At 72.1% G+C, this 17,871-nt stretch carries 20 protein-coding genes and 1 pseudogene; 7 read left to right on the forward strand and 14 right to left on the reverse strand.

The window, feature by feature from the left end; all coding sequences use genetic code 11:
* Positions 1-9 precede the first annotated feature (9 nt).
* Both AC3IF3_RS13535 and AC3IF3_RS13540 read right to left on the reverse strand, forming a co-directional pair.
* Positions 10-648: a PilZ domain-containing protein gene (locus tag AC3IF3_RS13535; protein ID WP_243973277.1), complete on the reverse strand. Its 639-nt coding sequence runs from the start codon at positions 646-648 to the stop codon at positions 10-12.
* Between the two features lie 120 nt (positions 649-768).
* The gene (locus AC3IF3_RS13540; RefSeq protein ID WP_243973278.1) at positions 769-1,368 is read right to left on the reverse strand and encodes a PAS domain-containing protein; all 600 of its coding nucleotides are present in this window, start codon (positions 1,366-1,368) and stop codon (positions 769-771) included.
* A gap of 356 nt (positions 1,369-1,724) precedes the next feature.
* Here AC3IF3_RS13540 and AC3IF3_RS13545 point away from each other — a divergent pair, with 356 nt between their 5' ends.
* The 3 genes from AC3IF3_RS13545 (at position 1,725) to AC3IF3_RS13555 (ending at position 3,806) form a co-directional block, all read left to right on the forward strand.
* Positions 1,725-2,546 carry a rhomboid family intramembrane serine protease gene (locus AC3IF3_RS13545; RefSeq protein ID WP_489229178.1) on the forward strand — a complete coding sequence of 274 codons (822 nt, stop codon included), beginning with the start codon at positions 1,725-1,727 and terminating at the stop codon, positions 2,544-2,546.
* Positions 2,547-2,650: 104 nt separating this feature from the next.
* A complete protein-coding gene (locus tag AC3IF3_RS13550) occupies positions 2,651-3,082 on the forward strand; it encodes a CBS domain-containing protein (RefSeq protein ID WP_243973284.1) in 432 nt (143 codons plus the stop codon).
* A gap of 295 nt (positions 3,083-3,377) precedes the next feature.
* Entirely contained in the window at positions 3,378-3,806 is a 429-nt protein-coding gene (locus tag AC3IF3_RS13555) for a PaaI family thioesterase (RefSeq protein WP_489229179.1), read from the forward strand.
* Positions 3,807-3,813: 7 nt separating this feature from the next.
* Here AC3IF3_RS13555 and AC3IF3_RS13560 read toward each other — a convergent pair whose 3' ends face one another.
* The 9 genes from AC3IF3_RS13560 to AC3IF3_RS13600 all read right to left on the reverse strand — a co-directional run bounded on the left by AC3IF3_RS13560 (position 3,814) and on the right by AC3IF3_RS13600 (position 14,127).
* Positions 3,814-4,434: a riboflavin synthase gene (locus tag AC3IF3_RS13560; protein WP_489229180.1), complete on the reverse strand. Its 621-nt coding sequence runs from the start codon at positions 4,432-4,434 to the stop codon at positions 3,814-3,816.
* 3 nt (positions 4,435-4,437) lie between these two features.
* A complete protein-coding gene (ribD, locus tag AC3IF3_RS13565) occupies positions 4,438-5,547 on the reverse strand; it encodes a bifunctional diaminohydroxyphosphoribosylaminopyrimidine deaminase/5-amino-6-(5-phosphoribosylamino)uracil reductase RibD (RefSeq protein ID WP_489229181.1) in 1,110 nt (369 codons plus the stop codon).
* Positions 5,544-6,083, reverse strand: a complete 540-nt coding sequence (gene nrdR, locus AC3IF3_RS13570; protein WP_489216551.1) for a transcriptional regulator NrdR — start codon at positions 6,081-6,083, stop codon at positions 5,544-5,546. The genes ribD and nrdR overlap by 4 nt, the downstream gene beginning before the upstream one ends.
* Before the next feature lie 105 nt (positions 6,084-6,188).
* Entirely contained in the window at positions 6,189-7,493 is a 1,305-nt protein-coding gene (glyA, locus tag AC3IF3_RS13575; protein WP_243973299.1) for a serine hydroxymethyltransferase, read from the reverse strand.
* 169 nt (positions 7,494-7,662) lie between these two features.
* Complete coding sequence (locus tag AC3IF3_RS13580; protein WP_489216554.1) at positions 7,663-7,980, reverse strand: cupin domain-containing protein; 318 nt, start codon at positions 7,978-7,980, stop codon at positions 7,663-7,665.
* Positions 7,981-8,056: 76 nt separating this feature from the next.
* Positions 8,057-8,857, reverse strand: coding sequence for a DUF937 domain-containing protein (locus AC3IF3_RS13585; protein WP_489229182.1), 801 nt, complete (start codon positions 8,855-8,857; stop codon positions 8,057-8,059).
* Positions 8,858-8,978: 121 nt separating this feature from the next.
* Positions 8,979-10,403: an MATE family efflux transporter gene (locus AC3IF3_RS13590; RefSeq protein WP_489229183.1), complete on the reverse strand. Its 1,425-nt coding sequence runs from the start codon at positions 10,401-10,403 to the stop codon at positions 8,979-8,981.
* Between the two features lie 8 nt (positions 10,404-10,411).
* Positions 10,412-12,388 (reverse strand): monovalent cation:proton antiporter-2 (CPA2) family protein, encoded by a 1,977-nt coding sequence (locus AC3IF3_RS13595; RefSeq protein ID WP_489229184.1) that lies wholly within the window; start codon positions 12,386-12,388, stop codon positions 10,412-10,414.
* Positions 12,389-12,510: 122 nt separating this feature from the next.
* A complete protein-coding gene (locus AC3IF3_RS13600; RefSeq protein ID WP_489229185.1) occupies positions 12,511-14,127 on the reverse strand; it encodes a glucosamine inositolphosphorylceramide transferase family protein in 1,617 nt (538 codons plus the stop codon).
* A 341-nt stretch (positions 14,128-14,468) separates the two neighbouring features.
* Between AC3IF3_RS13600 and AC3IF3_RS13605 the strand changes: the two genes are divergently transcribed.
* Positions 14,469-14,762, forward strand: a complete 294-nt coding sequence (locus AC3IF3_RS13605; protein WP_243973310.1) for a hypothetical protein — start codon at positions 14,469-14,471, stop codon at positions 14,760-14,762.
* Between the two features lie 47 nt (positions 14,763-14,809).
* Here AC3IF3_RS13605 and AC3IF3_RS13610 read toward each other — a convergent pair whose 3' ends face one another.
* Positions 14,810-15,232, reverse strand: a complete 423-nt coding sequence (locus tag AC3IF3_RS13610) for an RT0821/Lpp0805 family surface protein (RefSeq protein ID WP_489229187.1) — start codon at positions 15,230-15,232, stop codon at positions 14,810-14,812.
* Between the two features lie 160 nt (positions 15,233-15,392).
* On the opposite strand from AC3IF3_RS13610, the gene pdxH reads away from it, so the two are divergent.
* Complete coding sequence (gene pdxH / locus AC3IF3_RS13615; protein ID WP_489216568.1) at positions 15,393-16,016, forward strand: pyridoxamine 5'-phosphate oxidase; 624 nt, start codon at positions 15,393-15,395, stop codon at positions 16,014-16,016.
* Between the two features lie 59 nt (positions 16,017-16,075).
* On the opposite strand, the gene AC3IF3_RS13620 is transcribed toward pdxH, so the two are convergent.
* A complete protein-coding gene (locus AC3IF3_RS13620; protein ID WP_243973314.1) occupies positions 16,076-16,768 on the reverse strand; it encodes a 50S ribosomal protein L25/general stress protein Ctc in 693 nt (230 codons plus the stop codon).
* A 162-nt stretch (positions 16,769-16,930) separates the two neighbouring features.
* The gene (locus AC3IF3_RS13625) at positions 16,931-17,362 is read right to left on the reverse strand and encodes a hypothetical protein (RefSeq protein ID WP_489229188.1); all 432 of its coding nucleotides are present in this window, start codon (positions 17,360-17,362) and stop codon (positions 16,931-16,933) included.
* Between the two features lie 92 nt (positions 17,363-17,454).
* Here AC3IF3_RS13625 and AC3IF3_RS13630 point away from each other — a divergent pair, with 92 nt between their 5' ends.
* Positions 17,455-17,730 carry a type II toxin-antitoxin system ParD family antitoxin gene (locus AC3IF3_RS13630; protein WP_489216572.1) on the forward strand — a complete coding sequence of 92 codons (276 nt, stop codon included), beginning with the start codon at positions 17,455-17,457 and terminating at the stop codon, positions 17,728-17,730.
* Positions 17,720-17,857 (forward strand): annotated as a pseudogene (locus tag AC3IF3_RS13635) (type II toxin-antitoxin system RelE/ParE family toxin); the annotation flags it as partial. The gene AC3IF3_RS13630 and the pseudogene AC3IF3_RS13635, both read left to right, overlap by 11 nt.
* Positions 17,858-17,871 lie beyond the last annotated feature (14 nt).

The raw sequence follows: 17,871 nt of genomic DNA on the forward strand, positions 1-17,871 counted from the left end.
CGGCGGCCTCTACAGCGTCATCCCGGCATGGAAGCGGTCGGGGGAGAGCGGCAGCAGGAACTGCACGCCGAACCCGCCCTCGAAGTAGCGCACCAGCCGCCCCGGCGTGCTGCCCACGGTCACGGCGGTCCCCAGGGGCAGCGACAACGGGCAGGCGATCGCGACGCCCGACATGGAGATGTCGATGAGCCGGGCCTTGATCTCCTGGGTGCCGTCGACGCGCAGGACCACCGCCGGCTGGGTCGGCACGAGGCGCTCGTGGGACCGCCCCTCCGGCAGGCCCAGCATCTCCCGGTTCGCGAGCCAGGTGAGCTGGGAGGCGAGCTTGTCGCGCTTGCGCGGGGTGGCGTTGAGCTGGACCGCGAACCCGTCCGCGCAGGTGCGGGCGATCACGCCCTCGATCCGGCCAATATATTCCAGATAGAGCACGACCCGTTCGCCGACCTCGCCCCGCACCGCGCAGGCGAGGCGCACGCCGCCCGGCGACATGTCCACCGTCCGGCAGGGATATTCGCGCCGGTCCGCCAGCATGTAGCGGCCGAGCACGGCGATCCGCACGCGCTGGTGGCGGCGCTCGTCCGAGGCGCCCCGCGCCGGATCAGGCACTCCGCGCAGTTCCGCTCCGGCGGTGAGGTCGACCGCGATCATCCCGGGATTGGTCCTCCGCCGCGATCTTCGAAGCTACAGACTAGACCGGGACTGTTACGAAACCCTTTTTCCCTTTCAGCGTTATAGTCTTCCCATTGACGTCGGCTCCGACCGGAGATCTCACCCCCTGCCGCCGGCGTGGACGAGGAGATGGCCGCGGCGCACGGGCCCCGGGTAGCTGGCGCCCGACCGGATGGCCGGGCGTGGCGGCGGCGCGGCCTCCGGCCGGCGGCTGGGCAGAATGCGCAGGGAGGTGGTTTCCGCCTCCACCAGCGGGCGCAGGCCGATCCAGGGCGGCGCGCCGTCGAGGCTGAGGGCGCCGAGCGCCCGGACCTGCGTGCGGCCGCGGTGGCGCAGGGGCAGGAGCAGGAGTTCGAGGTCGGCCGTCTCGCCGGCCCCGTTGGTGCCGCGCAGGCCGGCCACGACGCCGAGGGTGTCGCTGGCCACGATCTCGACGATCCGCCAGGGATCGGCCGCCTGCGCGCCCCACAGCTGGGTGAAGGATTGCCCCTTCAACTCGCGGCCGTACAGGGCGCAGACCCGCGTCCCCGCGAGCCGGACCGTGGCCGAGCAGGCGGACATGTCGAGTTCCAGGATCAGGCTGTCGGCCAGAAGGTGCCGGATCTCCCCCGGCTCGATCTCTGCGCGCTCCGGCGCGGCGCGCTCTCCGCGCAAACGCTCCCAGTAAGCATGGAGCATGCGGCTGGTGGGATGCTTCATCGGTGTCCCGACTCTAAACGCCTCTGGTTCATCCCTGGATCGTTCTGGCACATCCGCGAGGCTGTCGCCGACCGTTCCGGGCACTCACGGCGTCCGGGCGCACGCCCCGTGCCGGCCGGGTGCGTCGGCCGTACCGCTTCGGACCCGGCGAGACAATCGCGACGCCCTGCCGTCGCGGGTGACCGGCGCGGGGGCGGCCGCCCGCTGGAACCGATCACCCGCGCGGGCGATCAGACCTGAGCACGTCTCTACAAGTCTCCGGAACTAGCCAAGGCGGGCGCGGCAGGATGCATCTGCCGGATTCAATACGTCGCCGGGGCTTGCCCACCCGCCCCGCGCCCCGACATGGTGCCGCGATGGATGCCTCCCCCGAATTCCCGCGTCAGAGCCGCGTCCCCGTGTTCAACATGCCGGGGGTGGTGACGCTCTCGATCGGCTTGCTCATGGCGATCCAGGCCGTGCGCGAGTTCCTGCTGCCGGAGACCTGGGACATCCGCCTCGTCCTGGACCTCGCCCTGGTCCCGGCCCGCTGGACGCTGTGGTTCGATCCCGGTCAGGCCTCGGAGGTGATTCGCGCGGCCGCCGATTCGGGTGATCCCGGGCTGCAGGCGGCCCGCGAGGCGTTCGCCCGCTACATCGTCGGCGAGCACGCGTTCCAGCCCTGGAGCCTGGTCACCTACGCCTTGCTGCACGGCTCGTGGATGCACGTGATCTTCAACAGCGTGTGGCTCGCCGCCTTCGGTTCACCGGTGGCCCGCCGCTGCGGAGCCTGGCGGTACGGGCTGATCGCGCTTGCCGGAACCGCGGCCGGCGGCCTGCTGCACCTGCTGATCGATCCTCTGAGTGCCGGGCCGCTGGTCGGCGCCTCGGCGGGGATCTCGGCCCTGATGGCGGCCGCCGCCCGCTTCGTGTTCCAGCCGCCGGTCTCCGGCTATGGCGGTCCGCCCTGGCAATTGCCGCCGCGCCGCCCCGTCGAGCCGATCCCCGAACTCCTGCGCAACCGGACGGCGGTCTCGTTCCTGGCGATCTGGCTGGTCACCAACCTGCTGTTCGGCCTCGTCAGCGTGCCGCTGGTGGGCGAGAGCGCCTCCGTCGCCTGGGACGCGCATCTCGGCGGCTTCATCGTGGGCTTCCTGATGTTCCCCCTGCTCGACCCGCGGGAGGCGCCACGCACCTGAGCACCTTGCCAACCGATCGGAACGGCCACACACTCGCCATAATGTGAAGGAGCCGGGGCCTACCCGGCCGACAGCGCACCGAACGCATCGCAAGGGAGAGAGCCATGACCGTCGCACGCATCCTCGCCGAGAAGGGCAGCTCCGTCGTCACCGTGAGCCCCGACAGGACCCTCGAGGAGGTCATCCAGATCCTCGCCGACCGGCGCATCGGGGCCCTGGTTGTGGCCCATGCCGACGGGTCGGTGGCCGGCATCATCTCGGAGCGGGACATCATGCGGGCGCTTGCCCGGCACGGGGGCTCGGCCTTCGACGCGCCCGTCTCCGCCCACATGACCAGCGCCGTCACGACCTGCGGAAAGAGCACGACGATCGAGGAGGTGATGGGCCTGATGACGGACGGCCGTTTCCGCCACGTGCCGATCTGCGAGGATGGGCATCTGATCGGCCTCGTATCGATCGGCGACGTGGTCGCGCGCAAGATCGCCACCGTCGAGGCCGAGCACCAGGCGCTGCGCGACTACATCACGATGGCGTAGGGCGTTCGCGGCCGGGTGGCCGCGGGGAGAGACGCGGCGCTGGTTCCCTTTGCCGAGGGGTGGACGAGGTTCACACGGTGCTTCCGGACGGGAGCGACGACCGGTGCCAGGGGCGTCTTCCTCCCCCCGCACAGGGGGGGGGGCGAAGGCGCGGCGCAGCGCCGAGGAGATTTCTCTTCGCAGCGGCAACGAACCTTCGCGCGATCTCTGAATCCGTCAGCCCCTCTGGGGCGCGGAAAGGCGATCGTCCATCAACCCTGTGGCGACCGCCGCCGCCCCCGTGCTGCAAGGCTCCATGACCGCCACGCCCCTGAATCTCGCGGAGACCAATGCGTTCCTCGACCGGGAATTCCCGCAGATGCAGGCGGGCGGCCGCGCCTACCATCTCGAGGCGGTGGGTCCGTTGACGGCGCGGATGCGGCTGGAGGCGCAGGCGCGCTTCCTCCGCCCCGGCGGGACGGTCTCGGGTCCGGCCATGATGGCGCTCGCCGATTACGCCCTCTACGCGGCGATCCTCGCCAATATCGGCCCGGTGGCCCTCGCCGTGACCACGAGCCTGAGCTTCAACTTCCTGCGCAAGCCCGGCCCGGGGGACCTCCTGGCGGAGTGCCGCCTGCTCAAGCTCGGCCGCCGGCTCGCCGTGGGCGAGGTGCTGATCACCGCCGCGGGCAGCGCCGATCTCGCCTGTCACGCCACGGGGACCTACTCGATCCCGCCGCGCTGAGGCCGGTTCAGGCCCGCGCCTCGGCGAGCCGGGCGGCGTAGCGGGCGATCAGGTCGACCTCCAGGTTGAGCCGGTCGCCCTCCTGGCGCTCGCCCCAGGTAGTGACCTGGAGGGTGTGCGGGATCAGCAGGACCGTGAACCGGTCGCCGGTGACGCCGTTCACGGTGAGCGAGGTGCCGTCGAGGCAGACCGAGCCCTTCTCGGCGATGAACTTCGCCAGAGCCGCCGGCGCCCGCAGGGTGAAGCGCTCGCTGGCGCCCCAGGCATCCGCGGTGACGCTCTCCCGCGCCACGATCTCGGCGAGGCCGTCGACATGGCCGGTGACGAGGTGGCCGCCGAGTTCGTCGCCGATCCTCAGGGAGCGCTCGAGGTTGATCCGCGTGCCCCTGGCCCAGGTGCCGACCGTGGTCCGCATCAGCGTCTCGGCGGCGGCGTCCACCGCGAAGACGCAGCCGCCCTCGGCCGGCTCCACCGATACCGCCGTGAGGCACGGGCCCGCGCAGGCGATGGAGGCGCCCAGCGCGATCGTGGCCGGATCGTAGGGGGCGCGGATCGCGACCCGGCGCAGGTCGCCCTCACCCGAGACCGAGACCACCGTGCCGACGGCGCTGACGAGACCGGTGAACATCGCTCAACTCCTGGTGCGCTCGTAGGTCACGGCCGTGTCGGGGCCGAGCCGCAGGGACTCGATCTCGCGGAACCCGCTCTCCGCCAGGGCAGCGGTCAGGGCGGGTCCCAGAGCCGGCAGGCCGCCGGCCGGGCCCAACTCCGCCGGTCCCGTGACCAGCGTGCAGGCCTCGATCAGATCGGCGCGCGCCAGCGCCTCCGCAAGGCGGGGGCCGCCCTCGCTGCACAGACGGGTCAAGCCGCGCGCGCCGAGATGCGCGAGCGCCGCCGGCAGGTCGATCCCGCCGGCCGCGTCCGCCGCGACGGTGGCGACCGCGACGCCCAGCGCCTCCAGGGCGCGTCGGGCATGGGCGGGGGCTGAGCGGGTGGCGAGCACCAGGGTCGGCGTGTCGCGGGCGGTCCGGGCGAGGACGCTCGCCGGCGAGAGCCGCAGATGCGTGTCGAGGACGATCCGCAGGGGCGAGCGCCCGGCGAGTCCGGGAAGCCGCACGGTCAGCGACGGATCGTCGGCCCGGGCGGTGCCGATGCCGATCAGGATCGCGTCGGCATGGGCCCGCCAGAGATGCACCGCCCCGTCCGCCACCGGGCCGGTGATCCGCAGGCGCTCGGGGCCGGCGGCGGCGCAGAAACCGTCCCGGGTGCGGGCGATCTTGAGGTGTACGGCCGGCCGGCCCCGCGTCACCCGGGTGATATGGCCGATATGGTCGCGCGCCGCTTCGTCCCGCAGCAGACCCGTCTCGACCGCCACGCCGGCCTGGCGCAGGCGCGCATGGCCGCGCCCCGCCACCCGCGGGTCCGGATCCTCCACGGCGCTGACCACCCGGGCGATCCCGGCGGCCAGGATCGCGTCGGTGCAGGGCGGCGTGCGGCCGTGATGCGAGCAGGGCTCCAGGGTGACGTAGAGGGTCGCGCCCCGGGCGGCTTCCCCCGCGGCGGCGAGCGCCAGGGGTTCCCCGTGCGGGCGCCCGCCCGGCGCCGTCGCCCCCGTCCCGAGGATGCGGCCGGTCCCCGGCTCGACCACGACGGCGCCCACCGAGGGGTTCGGCCACGTGGTGCCCAGACCCCGCCGGCCCAGCGCCAGGGCGAGGCGCATGAAGGTCGCATCGTCGCTCATGGGCGGGCGGCGCGGCGGCGGCCCGGGGCCCGGGGCTCCGGCGCGATCTCAGGGTCCGCGTCCGGCGCGGCCTCCGGCGGCAGGGTGCCGTCGCCCAGAGTGCCGAGCAGCGCCTCGAAATCCTTGGCCTCGCGGAAATTCTTGTAGACCGAGGCGAAGCGCACGTAGGCGACGTCGTCGAGACCTTTCAGCCCCGCCATCACCAATTCGCCGATCGCCTCGGAGGTCACCTCCGGCTCGCCCGCGCTCTCGAGCTGCCGGGTGATGCCGCTGACCAAGCGCTCGATCCGCTCCGGCTCGACCGCGCGCTTCCGGAGCGCCACGTCGATGGAGCGCTGGAGCTTGTCCCGGTCGAAGGGCACGCGCTTGCCCGAACGCTTGAGCACCACGACCTCGCGCAGCTGCACCCGCTCGAAGGTGGTGAAGCGGCCGGCGCAGTCCGGGCAGACCCGGCGGCGCCGGATCGCGGCGCCGTCCTCGGAGGGCCGCGAGTCCTTCACCTGCGTCTCGGAGCCGCCGCAATAGGGACACCGCATGGGTTTCGTACTCGGCGCATGGAAACGGCCGCGGACCCGTCAGGACCGCGGCCGTTTCCTAATCCACACGTCCGCGGGCCGGAAGGCCGCCCCGCGTCGGATTCCTCAGCCGTAGATCGGGAACCGATCGGTGAGGGCGTGGACGCGGCTCTTCACCGAGGCCTCGACCTCCGGATCGCCGGCCTCGCCCTTGGCCACGAGACCGTCCAGCACCTCGACGATGAAGCCGCCGATCTGCTTGAACTCGGCGACGCCGAAGCCGCGGGAGGTGCCGGCCGGGGTGCCCAGGCGGATGCCCGAGGTGATGGTCGGCTTCTGGGTGTCGAACGGCACGCCGTTCTTGTTGCAGGTGATGTCCGCCCGCGACAGGGCCGCCTCGGCGGCCTTGCCGGTCAGACCTTTGCGCTGCAGGTCGACCAGCATCAGGTGGTTGTCGGTGCCGCCCGAGGTGATGTCGTAGCCCCCCGTCATCAGGGTGTCGGCGAGCGCCTTGGCGTTCTCCACCACCTGACGGGCGTAGATCTTGAACTCGGGCTTGAGCGCCTCGCCGAAGGCCACGGCCTTGCCGGCGATGACATGCATCAGCGGGCCGCCCTGGATGCCGGGGAAGATCGCCGAGTTGAACTTCTTGGCCAGCGCCTCGTCGTTCGTGAGGATCATGCCGCCGCGCGGGCCACGAAGCGTCTTGTGGGTCGTGGTGGTGACGACGTGGGCGTGCGGGAACGGCGACGGGTGCACCCCGGCCGCGATCAGCCCGGCGAAGTGGGCGGCGTCGACCATGAAGTACGCGCCGACCGAGTCGGCGATCTCGCGGAACTTGGCGAAGTCCCAGTGGCGCGGGTACCCCGAGCCGCCGGCGATGATCACCTTGGGCTTATGCTCCTGCGCGAGCTGGGCGACCTGCTCCATGTCGATCCGTTGGTCGTCCCGGCGCACCGTGTAGGAGACCGGCTTGAACCACTTGCCCGAGACGTTCGGCGGGGCGCCGTGCGTCAGGTGGCCGCCGGCCGCGAGGTCGAGGCCCAGGAAGGTGTCGCCGGGCTGCATCAGGGCCAGGAACACGCCCTGGTTGGCCTGGGAGCCGGAATTCGGCTGCACATTGGCGAAGCCGCAATCGAACAGGCGCTTGGCGCGCTCGATGGCGAGATCCTCGGCGATGTCCACGAACTGGCAGCCGCCGTAATAGCGCCGGCCCGGATAGCCTTCGGCGTACTTGTTGGTCAGCACCGAGCCCTGAGCCTCCAGCACGGCGCGGGAGACGATGTTCTCCGACGCGATCAGCTCGATCTCGTGCTGCTGACGGCCGAGCTCCTTGGCCACCGCCTCGGCGATCTCGGGATCGGCCTCCGTCAGGGGGGCGGCGAAGAAGCTGTTGGAGAAGTGCTTATCGGCGGCGGTACCGGCGCTCATGATCTGCCTCTGTTCTGGTAGGGGCGATGCCCGGCCTTTCGTCGGCGTTCACGGGCGGGCTTTCGAAAGGGGATTCCTACACGCGGGAGCCCCCGAAACCAAGCACAGGCATTTTGGCCGTGCGCAAAGAATAATTTGCCGCAGATCAGCGTCAGGTCAGGTCGCGGTCTCAGCCCTGCCCGGAGAGATTGGTCTCGATCAGCACCGTCTCGGCCTCGAAGACGGCCGCGTGCCAGGCCCCGGCCGGGAAGTGGAACACGCTGCCGGCGGAGAACGGCCCGCGGCCCTGCTCGGTCTCCAGGATCCCCGAGCCCGAGAGGACCTGCACGAACTGCTCGTGATCGTGGCTGTGGCGCGGCGCCGCGGTGCCCGCCGGCACCACCACGCGCACGAGGCTCGCGCCGGCGCCGGGGATCGTGCGCTTGGCGACGCCATTCCCGGCGACGCTCTCGTCGCGGTCGGTCCAGGCGGTCAGGTGGTCGGTCATCGCGCGCATCTCCTCTGCGACGGGAGATGCGTCGCGGATCCTCCGCGTCAACCGATGTCCGGTGCCCGACCCCGTGTCACGCCGTCCCGCCGGGGGGGCGCCCGCGCCGGTTCTTGGCGGCGGCCGCGTCGGAGATTGTGGGATCGGGCGGCGACGGGGCGCGGGCCGGGGCGGCGTTGCCCTGCGGCGCCCCCTGGGGCGGCGTGCCGGCGGAGGGCCAGAACGTCTCGAACAGGTCCTGCATCGCCCGGATGTTGTTGCCCTGAACCTCGGCCCCGGTGCGCAGCATCTGCTGGAGCATGTCGGAGCCGGCCTCGCCCGCCTTCGCGTCCGCCGGCTTCGCGCCTGACGGCTTGGGGGCCGATTTCGGGGCGGCCTTCGGCGCCTGGGCCGGGGGCATGAACGCCTTGGCCATCTCGGCCCAGGCCGGCCCGAACGGGAACGGCCCGGGCTGGGGCGGCGCGCTCGCCCGGGCCTGGGCCGGCTCGCCCTGCGGCTGGTTCAGCATCACGTGGACGATGCTGGCCACCACGGCGCCGGCCATCATCGGCAGCATCTGGCGCAGGACCTGGGCGCCGACGCCGCTCGTGGCCGAGGCCTGCCGCAGCACCCCCTGCAGCAGCTGGGCCGAGCCGAACATCTGGCTGAGGGCATCGAGCCCCTGCGGGGCCGCGGGCCGGGCCGCCTCGGGGAGGCCGAACATCCGCCCGAAGCTGTTCGGGTCCATGCCGACGCTGCGCTGGAGCCCGAGGGTCAGGGCCGGCATCAACGCCTCGAACGCGCGCGCCGTCTGCTCGGTCGTCAGGCCGAATGGCTGGCCCAGAGCCTGGAACCCGGCTTCGCCCTGGGTCTGGAACATCTCGAGCGGGTTGAACATGACGCCTCGATCCTGCCGCAGCCGGACCGGCCGGGGCGCAGCATCGTGACCCGTTGTGCGGGGAAATACCAGTTCTGACCCGCAGAACTTGTGTTCATTCCAGCGCGGTCCGGCCGCAGCCTCAGCCCACCGGCCCCGGATGGACGTGGCCGGCCGGCAGGGCCGTGGCCCGCAGCGACGCCCCCGGAGTGCCCAGCCGCGGGCCGGCGCCCTCCAGCCGGTCGACGGTCCGGCGGGCGAGCAGGAGGCCGAGCACCCCGAAGACCAGCGAGCCGAGCCCCATGCCGGCCACCACGCCCCGGGGGCCGTAGAGGGCCGCGCCGAGCAACCCGGGCGGGACGGTGCCCAGCGTCGCCCGCCCCCAGTTCAGCAGCGTCGAGCGCAGGGGGAAGCCGAGGTTGTTGAACGCGGCGTTGCCCAGGAACAGGAGCCCGTTGAAGAACCAGATCGCGCCCCCGGCGAGGCAGAAGAAGCCGAACAGTTCGGCCGCGACCCCGTGCAGGCCGAACAGGGCGGCGAGCGGTCCGCGGGCGAGCGCCAGGGTCAGCCAGACCAGGGCCACGTAGGCGAGCGTCACGCCGACCGCGGCGCGGAGTACGCCGCGCATCCGGTCGAACCGGCCCGCCCCCCAGTTCTGCGCCAGGATCGGCCCGATCGCCCCCGACAGGGCGAACAAGCCGCAGAAGGCCACCGGAGTCAGGCGGTCGATCACCGAGGCCGCGGCGATGGCGTCGGTCCCGTAGCCGGCAAAAAGGCGTGCCAGGAAGGCGCTCGCCGCCGACGGCGCGAGGTTGGTGAGGATCGCCGGTCCGGCGACCCCCGACAGGGCGGCGGCGTCGGCCCGCAGGTCGGCGGGGCGGGGCAGGCCGAGGAGCCCGTGCCGGGCGATCCCAAGCAGGCCCACCGCCACGAAGGTCGCCCGCGCCACGCAGACCGTGATCGCCGCGCCCTCCACGCCGAGGCCCGCCGCGAAGATCAGCAGCGGATCGAGGATTGCCGTCACCAGGGCGCCGCCCAGCGTGACCAGCATCGCCTGACGCGCCGCCCCGACCGCGCGCAGCAGGCCCGTGGACAGCATCCCGGCGGCCAGCAGCAGGTTCGACGGCAGGGTGATGTCGAGGAACAGTTCAGCCACGCGCAGGGCTTCCCCGCGGGCGCCGATCAGGGTCAGCAGCGGCGTGGCGAGGAGCGCGATCAGGATTGCGATGACGGCGGCGCCGAGGCAGCCGAGCGTCAGCGCCGAGGTCGCGTAGCGGCGCGCCGCCGCCGGGTCGTGCGCGCCCACCGCCTTCCCGACCAGGGCCCCGGCGGCGATCATCAGGCCGATATTCACCGCGGTGGCGAAGAACTGCACGATCCCGGCGAAGCCGACCGCCGCGGTCAGGTTCGGGTCGCCAAGCCGCGAGACGTAGAGCAGCGACAGCAGGTCGACGGCGAAGATCGCCACCAGCCCCACCGAGCCGGTGGCCGCCATCACCACGACGTGCCGGAGGATCGATCCGGTGACGAAGCGGCCCGTCTCCGCCGGGGGCGGCCCGTCAGACATCGGTGCCGTCACGCATCCCGGGCGCTGCCTTCCGCCTCGAGTTCCGCCTCCGGATCGCCCTCCGCCTCCGCGGCATCGGCGTCCTGCGGGGCGAGCGCCGGCTTCTCCAGCAGGCGCTCGGCCGCCTCGCGCCGGTCGCTGCCCACGAGGTCGCGGGTCTCGATGCTGAGCGCCCGGGCCGGCCGGACCGGGACGGTCAGCGGCTCGGGCTTCAGTCCCGCCGCGGCCCCGCGCATCCAGCCGGCGCCGTCCGGCAGGGCGCCGGCCTGCTGCAGGACGAGCCGGGCGATGTCGCGCTTGCGCACGTCCTCGGCCCGGGCGGAGGCCGCCTCCGGCGACAGGCCGAGCCCCTCCAGCGCCGCACGCCCGAAGGCGAGGGCGGATTCGGCGGTCTCGCGGACCTGATAGTCCACGTCCCGGTTCATCAGCTCGACTGCGTGCAGGCGGTCGTAGGCGCGCACGAAGGTGCGCACGCTGGAAAATTCCTCGTGCACGATGTCGACGATCTTGAGGGCGCCCTCCCGGTCGTCGACGCAGATGCAGACCAGCTCGACCCGGCCGATTCCGGCGGCGCGCAGCACGTCGAGGCGCGTGCCGTCGCCGTAATAGATGCGGAAGCCGAAGCGGGAGGCCGCGCGGAGCTGCTCCACGTCCTTGTCGATGACGGTGACCGGGATGCCCTCGGCCATCAGCACCTGCGTCAGCACCTGCCCGAACCGCCCGAAGCCGATCACCAGGACCCGGGCGTCCCCGCTCTCGGTGAGTTCCGTGGACGGCTCCTCCAGATCGACCGGCCCCTGGGCGCTGCGCCGCTCGATCAGCTTGTCGAGGCCCTTGGCGGCGATCGGCCCGATCAGCATGGTCAGCGCGGCGAGCGCCACCGCGAAGCGCGTCGCCGTGGCCCCGGTGAGGCCGAGATCCTCGGCCTGCGGCAGCAGCACGAAGGCGAACTCGCCGGCCGGCGCCAGCACGGCCGCGCCCCGGAGCGCCCCGAGCGTGTCCGAGCCGAACAGCCGGAACAGGCCGGCGACGAGGGCGACCTTGACCAGGATGGCGCCCAGCGTCGCACCGAACAGGACCGGCCAGACCTCGCGCACGAGATTGCCGTCGATCGACATGCCGACGCTCATGAAGAACAGACCGAGCAGCATCCCGCGGAACGGCTCGATGTCGGCCTCGAGCTGGTGGCGGAAATTCGACTCGGCGAGGAGGATGCCGGCGAGGAACGCCCCCATGGCCATCGACAGGCCGACCTGCTCCATCAGCAGCGCGGTGCCGAGCACCACCAGCAGCGCCGCCGCGGTCATGACCTCGCGGGCGCCGCTGGCCGCGAGCAGCCGGAAGAACGGGTTCAGGCCGTAGCGGCCGACCAGCACCACCGCCAGGATCGCCGCGAGCGCCTTCCCGGTGGAGATGGCCGCCTCGCCCAGCCAGGATCCGTCGGTTCCCCCGCCCGCGGAGGCGAGGAGCGGCATCAGGGCCAGGATGCCCACCACCGAGAGATCCTGGAACAGCAGGACCGCGAAGGCCCGGCCGCCATAGGCGCTGCCGAGGTCGCCCCGCTCCTCCAGGAGCTGCAGAGCCACCGCGGTGGCCGAGAGGGCCAGCGCGAGGCCGATCACCGCGGCCGCGCCGGGCTTGAGGCCCGCCAGCACGCCGGCCCCGCCCAGCACCAGCGCGCAGACCACGAGCTGCGCCGTCCCGAGGCCGAAGATGTCGCGGCGCATCGAGACGAGCTGCGACAGGTGCAGCTCCAGCCCGACGATGAACAGCAGGAGCACCACGCCGATCTCGGCGACGCTGGCGGCGGTGTCGGGCTCGGCGATCAGCGACAGGCCGGAGGGCCCGATCAGCACGCCGGCCACGAGGTAGCCGAGCACGGCGCTCTGGCCGATCAGCCGGAAGATCGGGACGCCGATCACCGCGGCCGACAGGAAGGTCAGGACGGGCGGCAGGAAGCTCGCATGTTCGACGGGGCTCGCCATGAAGATCCTCCCGGCGGTTCTTCCAAGGGGCGCGCACGTGCCGCCCCCGCTTAGCGCGGGCGGCGCCGGGATGCGAGCCGTGGGTGCGTGCCGTTCGGCACAAGCGGGCGACGGGTGGGGGATTACGCCAGCAGGCGCGGCCGGGCCCGGCGCGATCCGTCGATGAACTCGAAGCCCCCGGCCGCGCTCAGCATGTGCAGGCGGGAGCCCGGCCAGGCGGCGCCGGGCCCGAGGCGCGTCTCGACCCGCTGGGCATAGCCGCCCTCGTCGAGGCGCAGGATCCGGGCCAGGCCCAGCGCCGCCCCGTAGCCGCCGCGGCAATCCTGCACCGGCCGGATCAGGGCACCGTCCCGGACCACCACCGGCCCGGCAGCGCGGGCTGAGCCGACATCGATCAGCACCGGGTTGCACCGGTGCGGCGTCCAGGGCCCGCGGAAATGCGGGGCGTGCCAGAGATGCAGGGTGTCGGAATAGCTGCCGCCGCCGGCCCGGACGGTGGCGAACAGCCACCAGCGGCCGCCGTGGCGGAGCAGGGTCGCGTCGCTCGCCACGACGCCGTCCACCAGCACGGCCTCGTGGACCCAGCCCCGCGGGAAATCCGTGGCCCGGTACAGATCGATCGTCCCCGAGGCGTGGGATTCCGGGATCATCCAGACCTGCCCGTCCGCCTCGAACACGAACGGATAGGAGAGGTGGGTCTCGAGTTCGAGGACCGGCTCCGGGCGGCCCCGCGGGCCGTTGGCCTCGAAGCGTACCGCCGAGATCACGCCCTTGCCGCGCCGATAGTCGAACTCCTCGACGAACAGCGTCACGGCCCCGTCCCGGGCGATGGCGAAGGGGTCGGCGTAGAAGCGGCGCCCGTCGTCGGGCAGATCGATCCAGCCCCCCTCCGGATGGCGGCGCAGGTCGATCAGGTCGGGGCCGACCACCCGGCGCCAGCCCACCCGCCACTGCGTGCTGTGGAAGCACAGGGCGTAGAGCCGGCGGGCGATCAGCCGGGCGAGCCCCCCGGCGGCGCGCCGGCCGGCGCCGAGGCCGTCGAGGTCGAAGGGCCTGCCCGGCTGCAGCGGCGCCTCGGCGCCGTCGGGGAGCGTCGGCGATCCGGCCCCGTCGAGGGCGGCGGCGATCAGGGTGATCGTCCGCGCGAGGTAATCCTCGAAGGCGGCGAGCATGACGGTGTGGGATTCCGCGCCGAGGCGGCCCACGGCCACCGGCGCGGCGTCCGGTCCGCGCAGGGCCGCCACCGGCGCCCGCCGGGCGAACAGGGCGGTGAGCAGGCCCGCTTCCCCTGGTACCCCGTCGAAATCCAGCCGCCAGACCGGCGCGGCATTCGGCGCGCGGGCCGGCGCCGCGGACGCCCCCGAGAGGTCGAGGACGATCTCCGGGCCATCCCCGTCGTCGCTGGGGCCGGTCTCGTAGGGCGCGAGGGCGACCGGCTCGGCCGCGGTGGCCAGGCCCGGGCGGGGCAACCCGTGGATCGCCGCCTCCAGCCGGAACAGCAGCTCCGCGTTCGCGGGCAGGCCGCCGGCATCCGTGATCCAGGAGACCCGGACACGCCGGTCGGGCCGCTGCCCGATCTGGTCGAGGAGGCGGATATGCCAGCCGCGGAGGGATCGGCGGTCGAGCCGCACGGTGACCGACCGCACGACGGTGTCCCGCCCGGCCGCATGAATGTCCGGTCGGGCCGGTGCCCGGCCGCCCGCCGGAGGCCGGTCCGCACCGCCGATCGCCCGCTCCATCAGCCGGACAGCCTCGCGCCGGGCCTATCGGATTCCGTCACGAGGCTCACGGCGAGGGTCCTGAAAGCGCCCTCGGACGGCCGTCAATACGGTCGACGCGGGCTCGGAAGCTGTTGCTCGGCGGCACGATCAAGCAAGACCGGCCCGTTGTCCACCGGCATAAGCGGGCGATGCGGAGCGATTTCGGCAGGCGTCATCAAAAATTGATCCCGTTCATCCGAGATCGTAGACCTCTGTCGTACCATCGTGCGACCGTGGCGCGCGGCCGGTACGGGGCACGACCGGGAACCCCACGTTCTGCAGAGCCGTTTGCCCGTAAAGAGGGTGTGTGGAGACCGGACATGACGCGCAAGACGCTGACGATGCCGCTGGCGGCGATGCTCCTCGTCGCCATTCCTGGCGCGGCCTTCGCGTTCGGCGGCGGTGGTGGCGGTGACAGCGGCAGCGGGCTCTCGCCCTACGCGGCCCTCAGCGGCAACGACCGCTCGGCCGGGGTCAACAACGGCAATTACCGCGACCCGGCCCTCGACCCTTACATCCGGGCCTACGATCCGGAAGCCGCCGCGCGCTACGTCGCCCCGCCGGCAGCCCAGCCGCGCCTTCGGATGCGGCCGTATTACGGGTATCCCTACTGATCCCCTGAACCGCCGGACCCCGATCAGGGTCCGGTCACGGGCTGTCGTCAGGAGCGTTCGGATCCCGTCACGGTCCGGACGCGCTTGAGCGCCCAGGCGCCGCCAGAGGGCTTGCAGCCGGTGCCGCGGACGAAGCGGCTGCGCTGCGGCCCGATCACGGATGCGAGGAAGTTGCGGCAGATGAGGTCCTCGGCGACGTAGGGCAGGCCGGTGGGATTGACGGTGCCGTGCAGGCCGGTCTCGGGATTGTCCCATTTCACCGGGCGCCCGTTGCCCTGCGGATCGAGGGCGACCGTTAGGGCCGCCCGGGCCCGCCGCCAATCCTCCTCGGCGAGGTCGCTCCCGAAGCTCAGCGGCCGTTTCTCGATGCTGCCCGTCACGAGGGGCTCCTCGGCGACGCGGGCCTGTGCCTCGCCCTCGCCGTGGAAGACGAGCAGCGGCTGGCTGCAGCCGCCCACGACCAGCAGCATCGACAGGGCCGCTCCGGGCGCGCAGAGGCGCCACCGCCCGCTCGGCTCTTTACACGCGCATCGCCGCATTACACCTGACTCACGACGGGCTTTCCGCTCGACCGAACACGCCGATGTCGGAGCCCCCTCAGGCCCTGGACGCGGCAGCAGGAGTCTTGGCGTGGATCAGTTAAGGACCGATGACCCGCACGGCGCGGACTTCACCCGGAGCGACGATCCCGTCGCGCTGTTCGCCGCGTGGATGAGGGAGGCTGAGGCCGCCGAGCCCGAGGATCCGAACGCCATGGCGCTCGCCACCGCCGGGTCGGACGGGCTGCCCGACGTGCGGGTGGTGCTCCTGAAGGCCTTCGATGCGCAGGGCTTCGTGTTCTACACCAACACGCAATCCGCCAAGGGCCAGGAACTGGCGCAGAACCCGAAGGCCGCCCTGGTGCTGCACTGGAAGAGCCTGCGGCGGCAGGTGCGCGCCCGGGGCGCGGTCGCGCCGGTGACGCCGGAGGAGGCCGACGCCTATTTCGCGAGCCGCCACCGGGAGAGCCGGCTGGGCGCCATCGCCAGCCAGCAATCCCGCCCGCTCGCCGACCGCGCCACCCTGATGGGCGCGGTGGCGGAACTCTCCGAGCGCTACGGCGACGGGCCGATCCCCCGGCCCGCGCACTGGACCGGCTTCCGCATCGCACCGGTGAGCGTCGAGTTCTGGCAGAACGGCGATTTCCGCCTCCACGACCGGGTCCGCTTCACCCGGACCGGTGACGGCTGGAGCCGCGCGCGCCTCTATCCCTGAAACGAAGAGAGCCCCGGCTGGGCCGGGGCTCTCGGTGTGCAGACAGGGCGCGAGGCGGCTCAGGCCTCCTCGCCGTCCTTCTTCTCGCCCTCGGCGTCCTCGGCTTCGGCCTCGGCCTTCTCCTCGGCGGCCTCGGCCGACTGCGCCTCGGCGATGGCGGCTTCCTCGGCCTCCACCTCGGCGCCGAGCACGGTCGGCGGCACGATGTTGGCCACCGGGTCGGTCGGCTCGCCCGTGTGGGTGCCGGCCGGGATCTTGAGGTCGGAGACGTGGATCACGTCGCCGATCTCGCGGCCGGTCAGGTCGACCTCGATCGCGTCCGGGATCTGGTCCGGGGCGACGTCGAGGGTCAGGGTGTGGGCGACGATGTTGAGGGTGCCGCCGAGCTTCTTGATGCCGGGGGCTTCGTCCTCGTTGATGAAGTGCACCGGCACCTCGACGGTGACGGTCTGGCCGGAGACGACGCGCAGGAAGTCGACGTGCAGCGGGACGCCGGAGACCGGGTCGAGCTGGAAGTCGCGCGGGATCGCCCGGACGGTCTTGCCGCCGGCCTTGATCTCGAACAGCGTGGTCTTGAAGCCGCCGGCATAGATCAGCGTGCGGGCGCGCACGAGGTCGATGGCGATGGATTGCGGCGGCTGGCCGCCTCCGTACACGACGGCGGGAACTTGACCCTGGCGACGAACGGCCCGGGCGGCCCCCTTGCCGACCCGGTCGCGTGCCACGGCCTCAAGCGTCTTGACTGCGCTCATGGCGTGATCCTTCAGATGATGACGAGATCCGGAAAACGAAAAAGCCGCCCGACGCGGACGGCTGTGACCTTCCCGGTGCGCCCCTGCCTCCAAGGGTGTCGGAGGGCGCGCCGTGCGCATACACGGATGGGGGTGGATTTGCAACGTTTGGGTGGGGCCGCGCTACGCGGTTGCGAGGCCCCGCCGGAAGATGATGCGGATCGCCTCGTCCCGTGTCGGTTGCTCCGGCCTGGACAAGCGCCACGCATCGATCGCGCTCAGCACATCCCCGGGAATTGCGGTCGCGCCGGTCGGCGGGGTCGCATCTCCCGCCGGGGCGGCCGCGGTCACGCCGAGCTTTTGCAGGGAAAAGAACGATTCGCTCTCCGGCGTCAGGATCAGGGTGGCGGCGACGCTCTCCCTGGCAGCCAATCGATCGACCCCGTCGTGCGCCTCGCGCAAATCCAGGCCGAAGGTCACCAGCGCCCGCACAAGGCTGACCGGATGCTCGATCGCGCCTGGCGCCCACAGAACGAGATCAATGGGGATACCGGAAGGGCGGCGGTCGCCGGCCTCGTTTCGGTCCTGCCCCCGTCGTTCGAGCGCCTCCTTCAATGACGATCGCATCGACTTAGGCTCCTGATCAGCCCGTCAAAGTATGATAAAGTCATACGCGTGTTCAGCAAGGGCCAAAGGAAGCTTGATTGATGCGCGCAAGCAAGCCCGTGACGGTAACCCTCGGCGAATTGCAGGAGGGGGTCGACGCCCGCGTGAGATCCGGCCGTTATGCCAGCGTCAGTGAGGTGCTGCGGGCCGGTCTGCGAGCGCTCGACCGCGAGGAGGCGGCGTTGGATATCGTCCTTCGACAGAAGGTGCAGGAGGCGCTGGACGATCCTCGGCCGGCTATTCCCGCCGATGAGGTGTTCGCCGAGCTGCGCGCCCACCACGCCGGGCGGATGAAAGCTGCCAAGCGTGGCGCGTAGCGTCCATTTTCATCCGCTGGCGCGTACGGATCTCTTGGACATCTACGCCTACATCGAGAGCAGGTCTGGCCCAGAGCGCGCTGGAGATTTTATCGACCGGGTCGAACGGCTCTGTAGGAACTTGGCCGTATCCAAGCCCAA

This window comes from Methylobacterium sp. J-118, assembly GCF_057836565.1.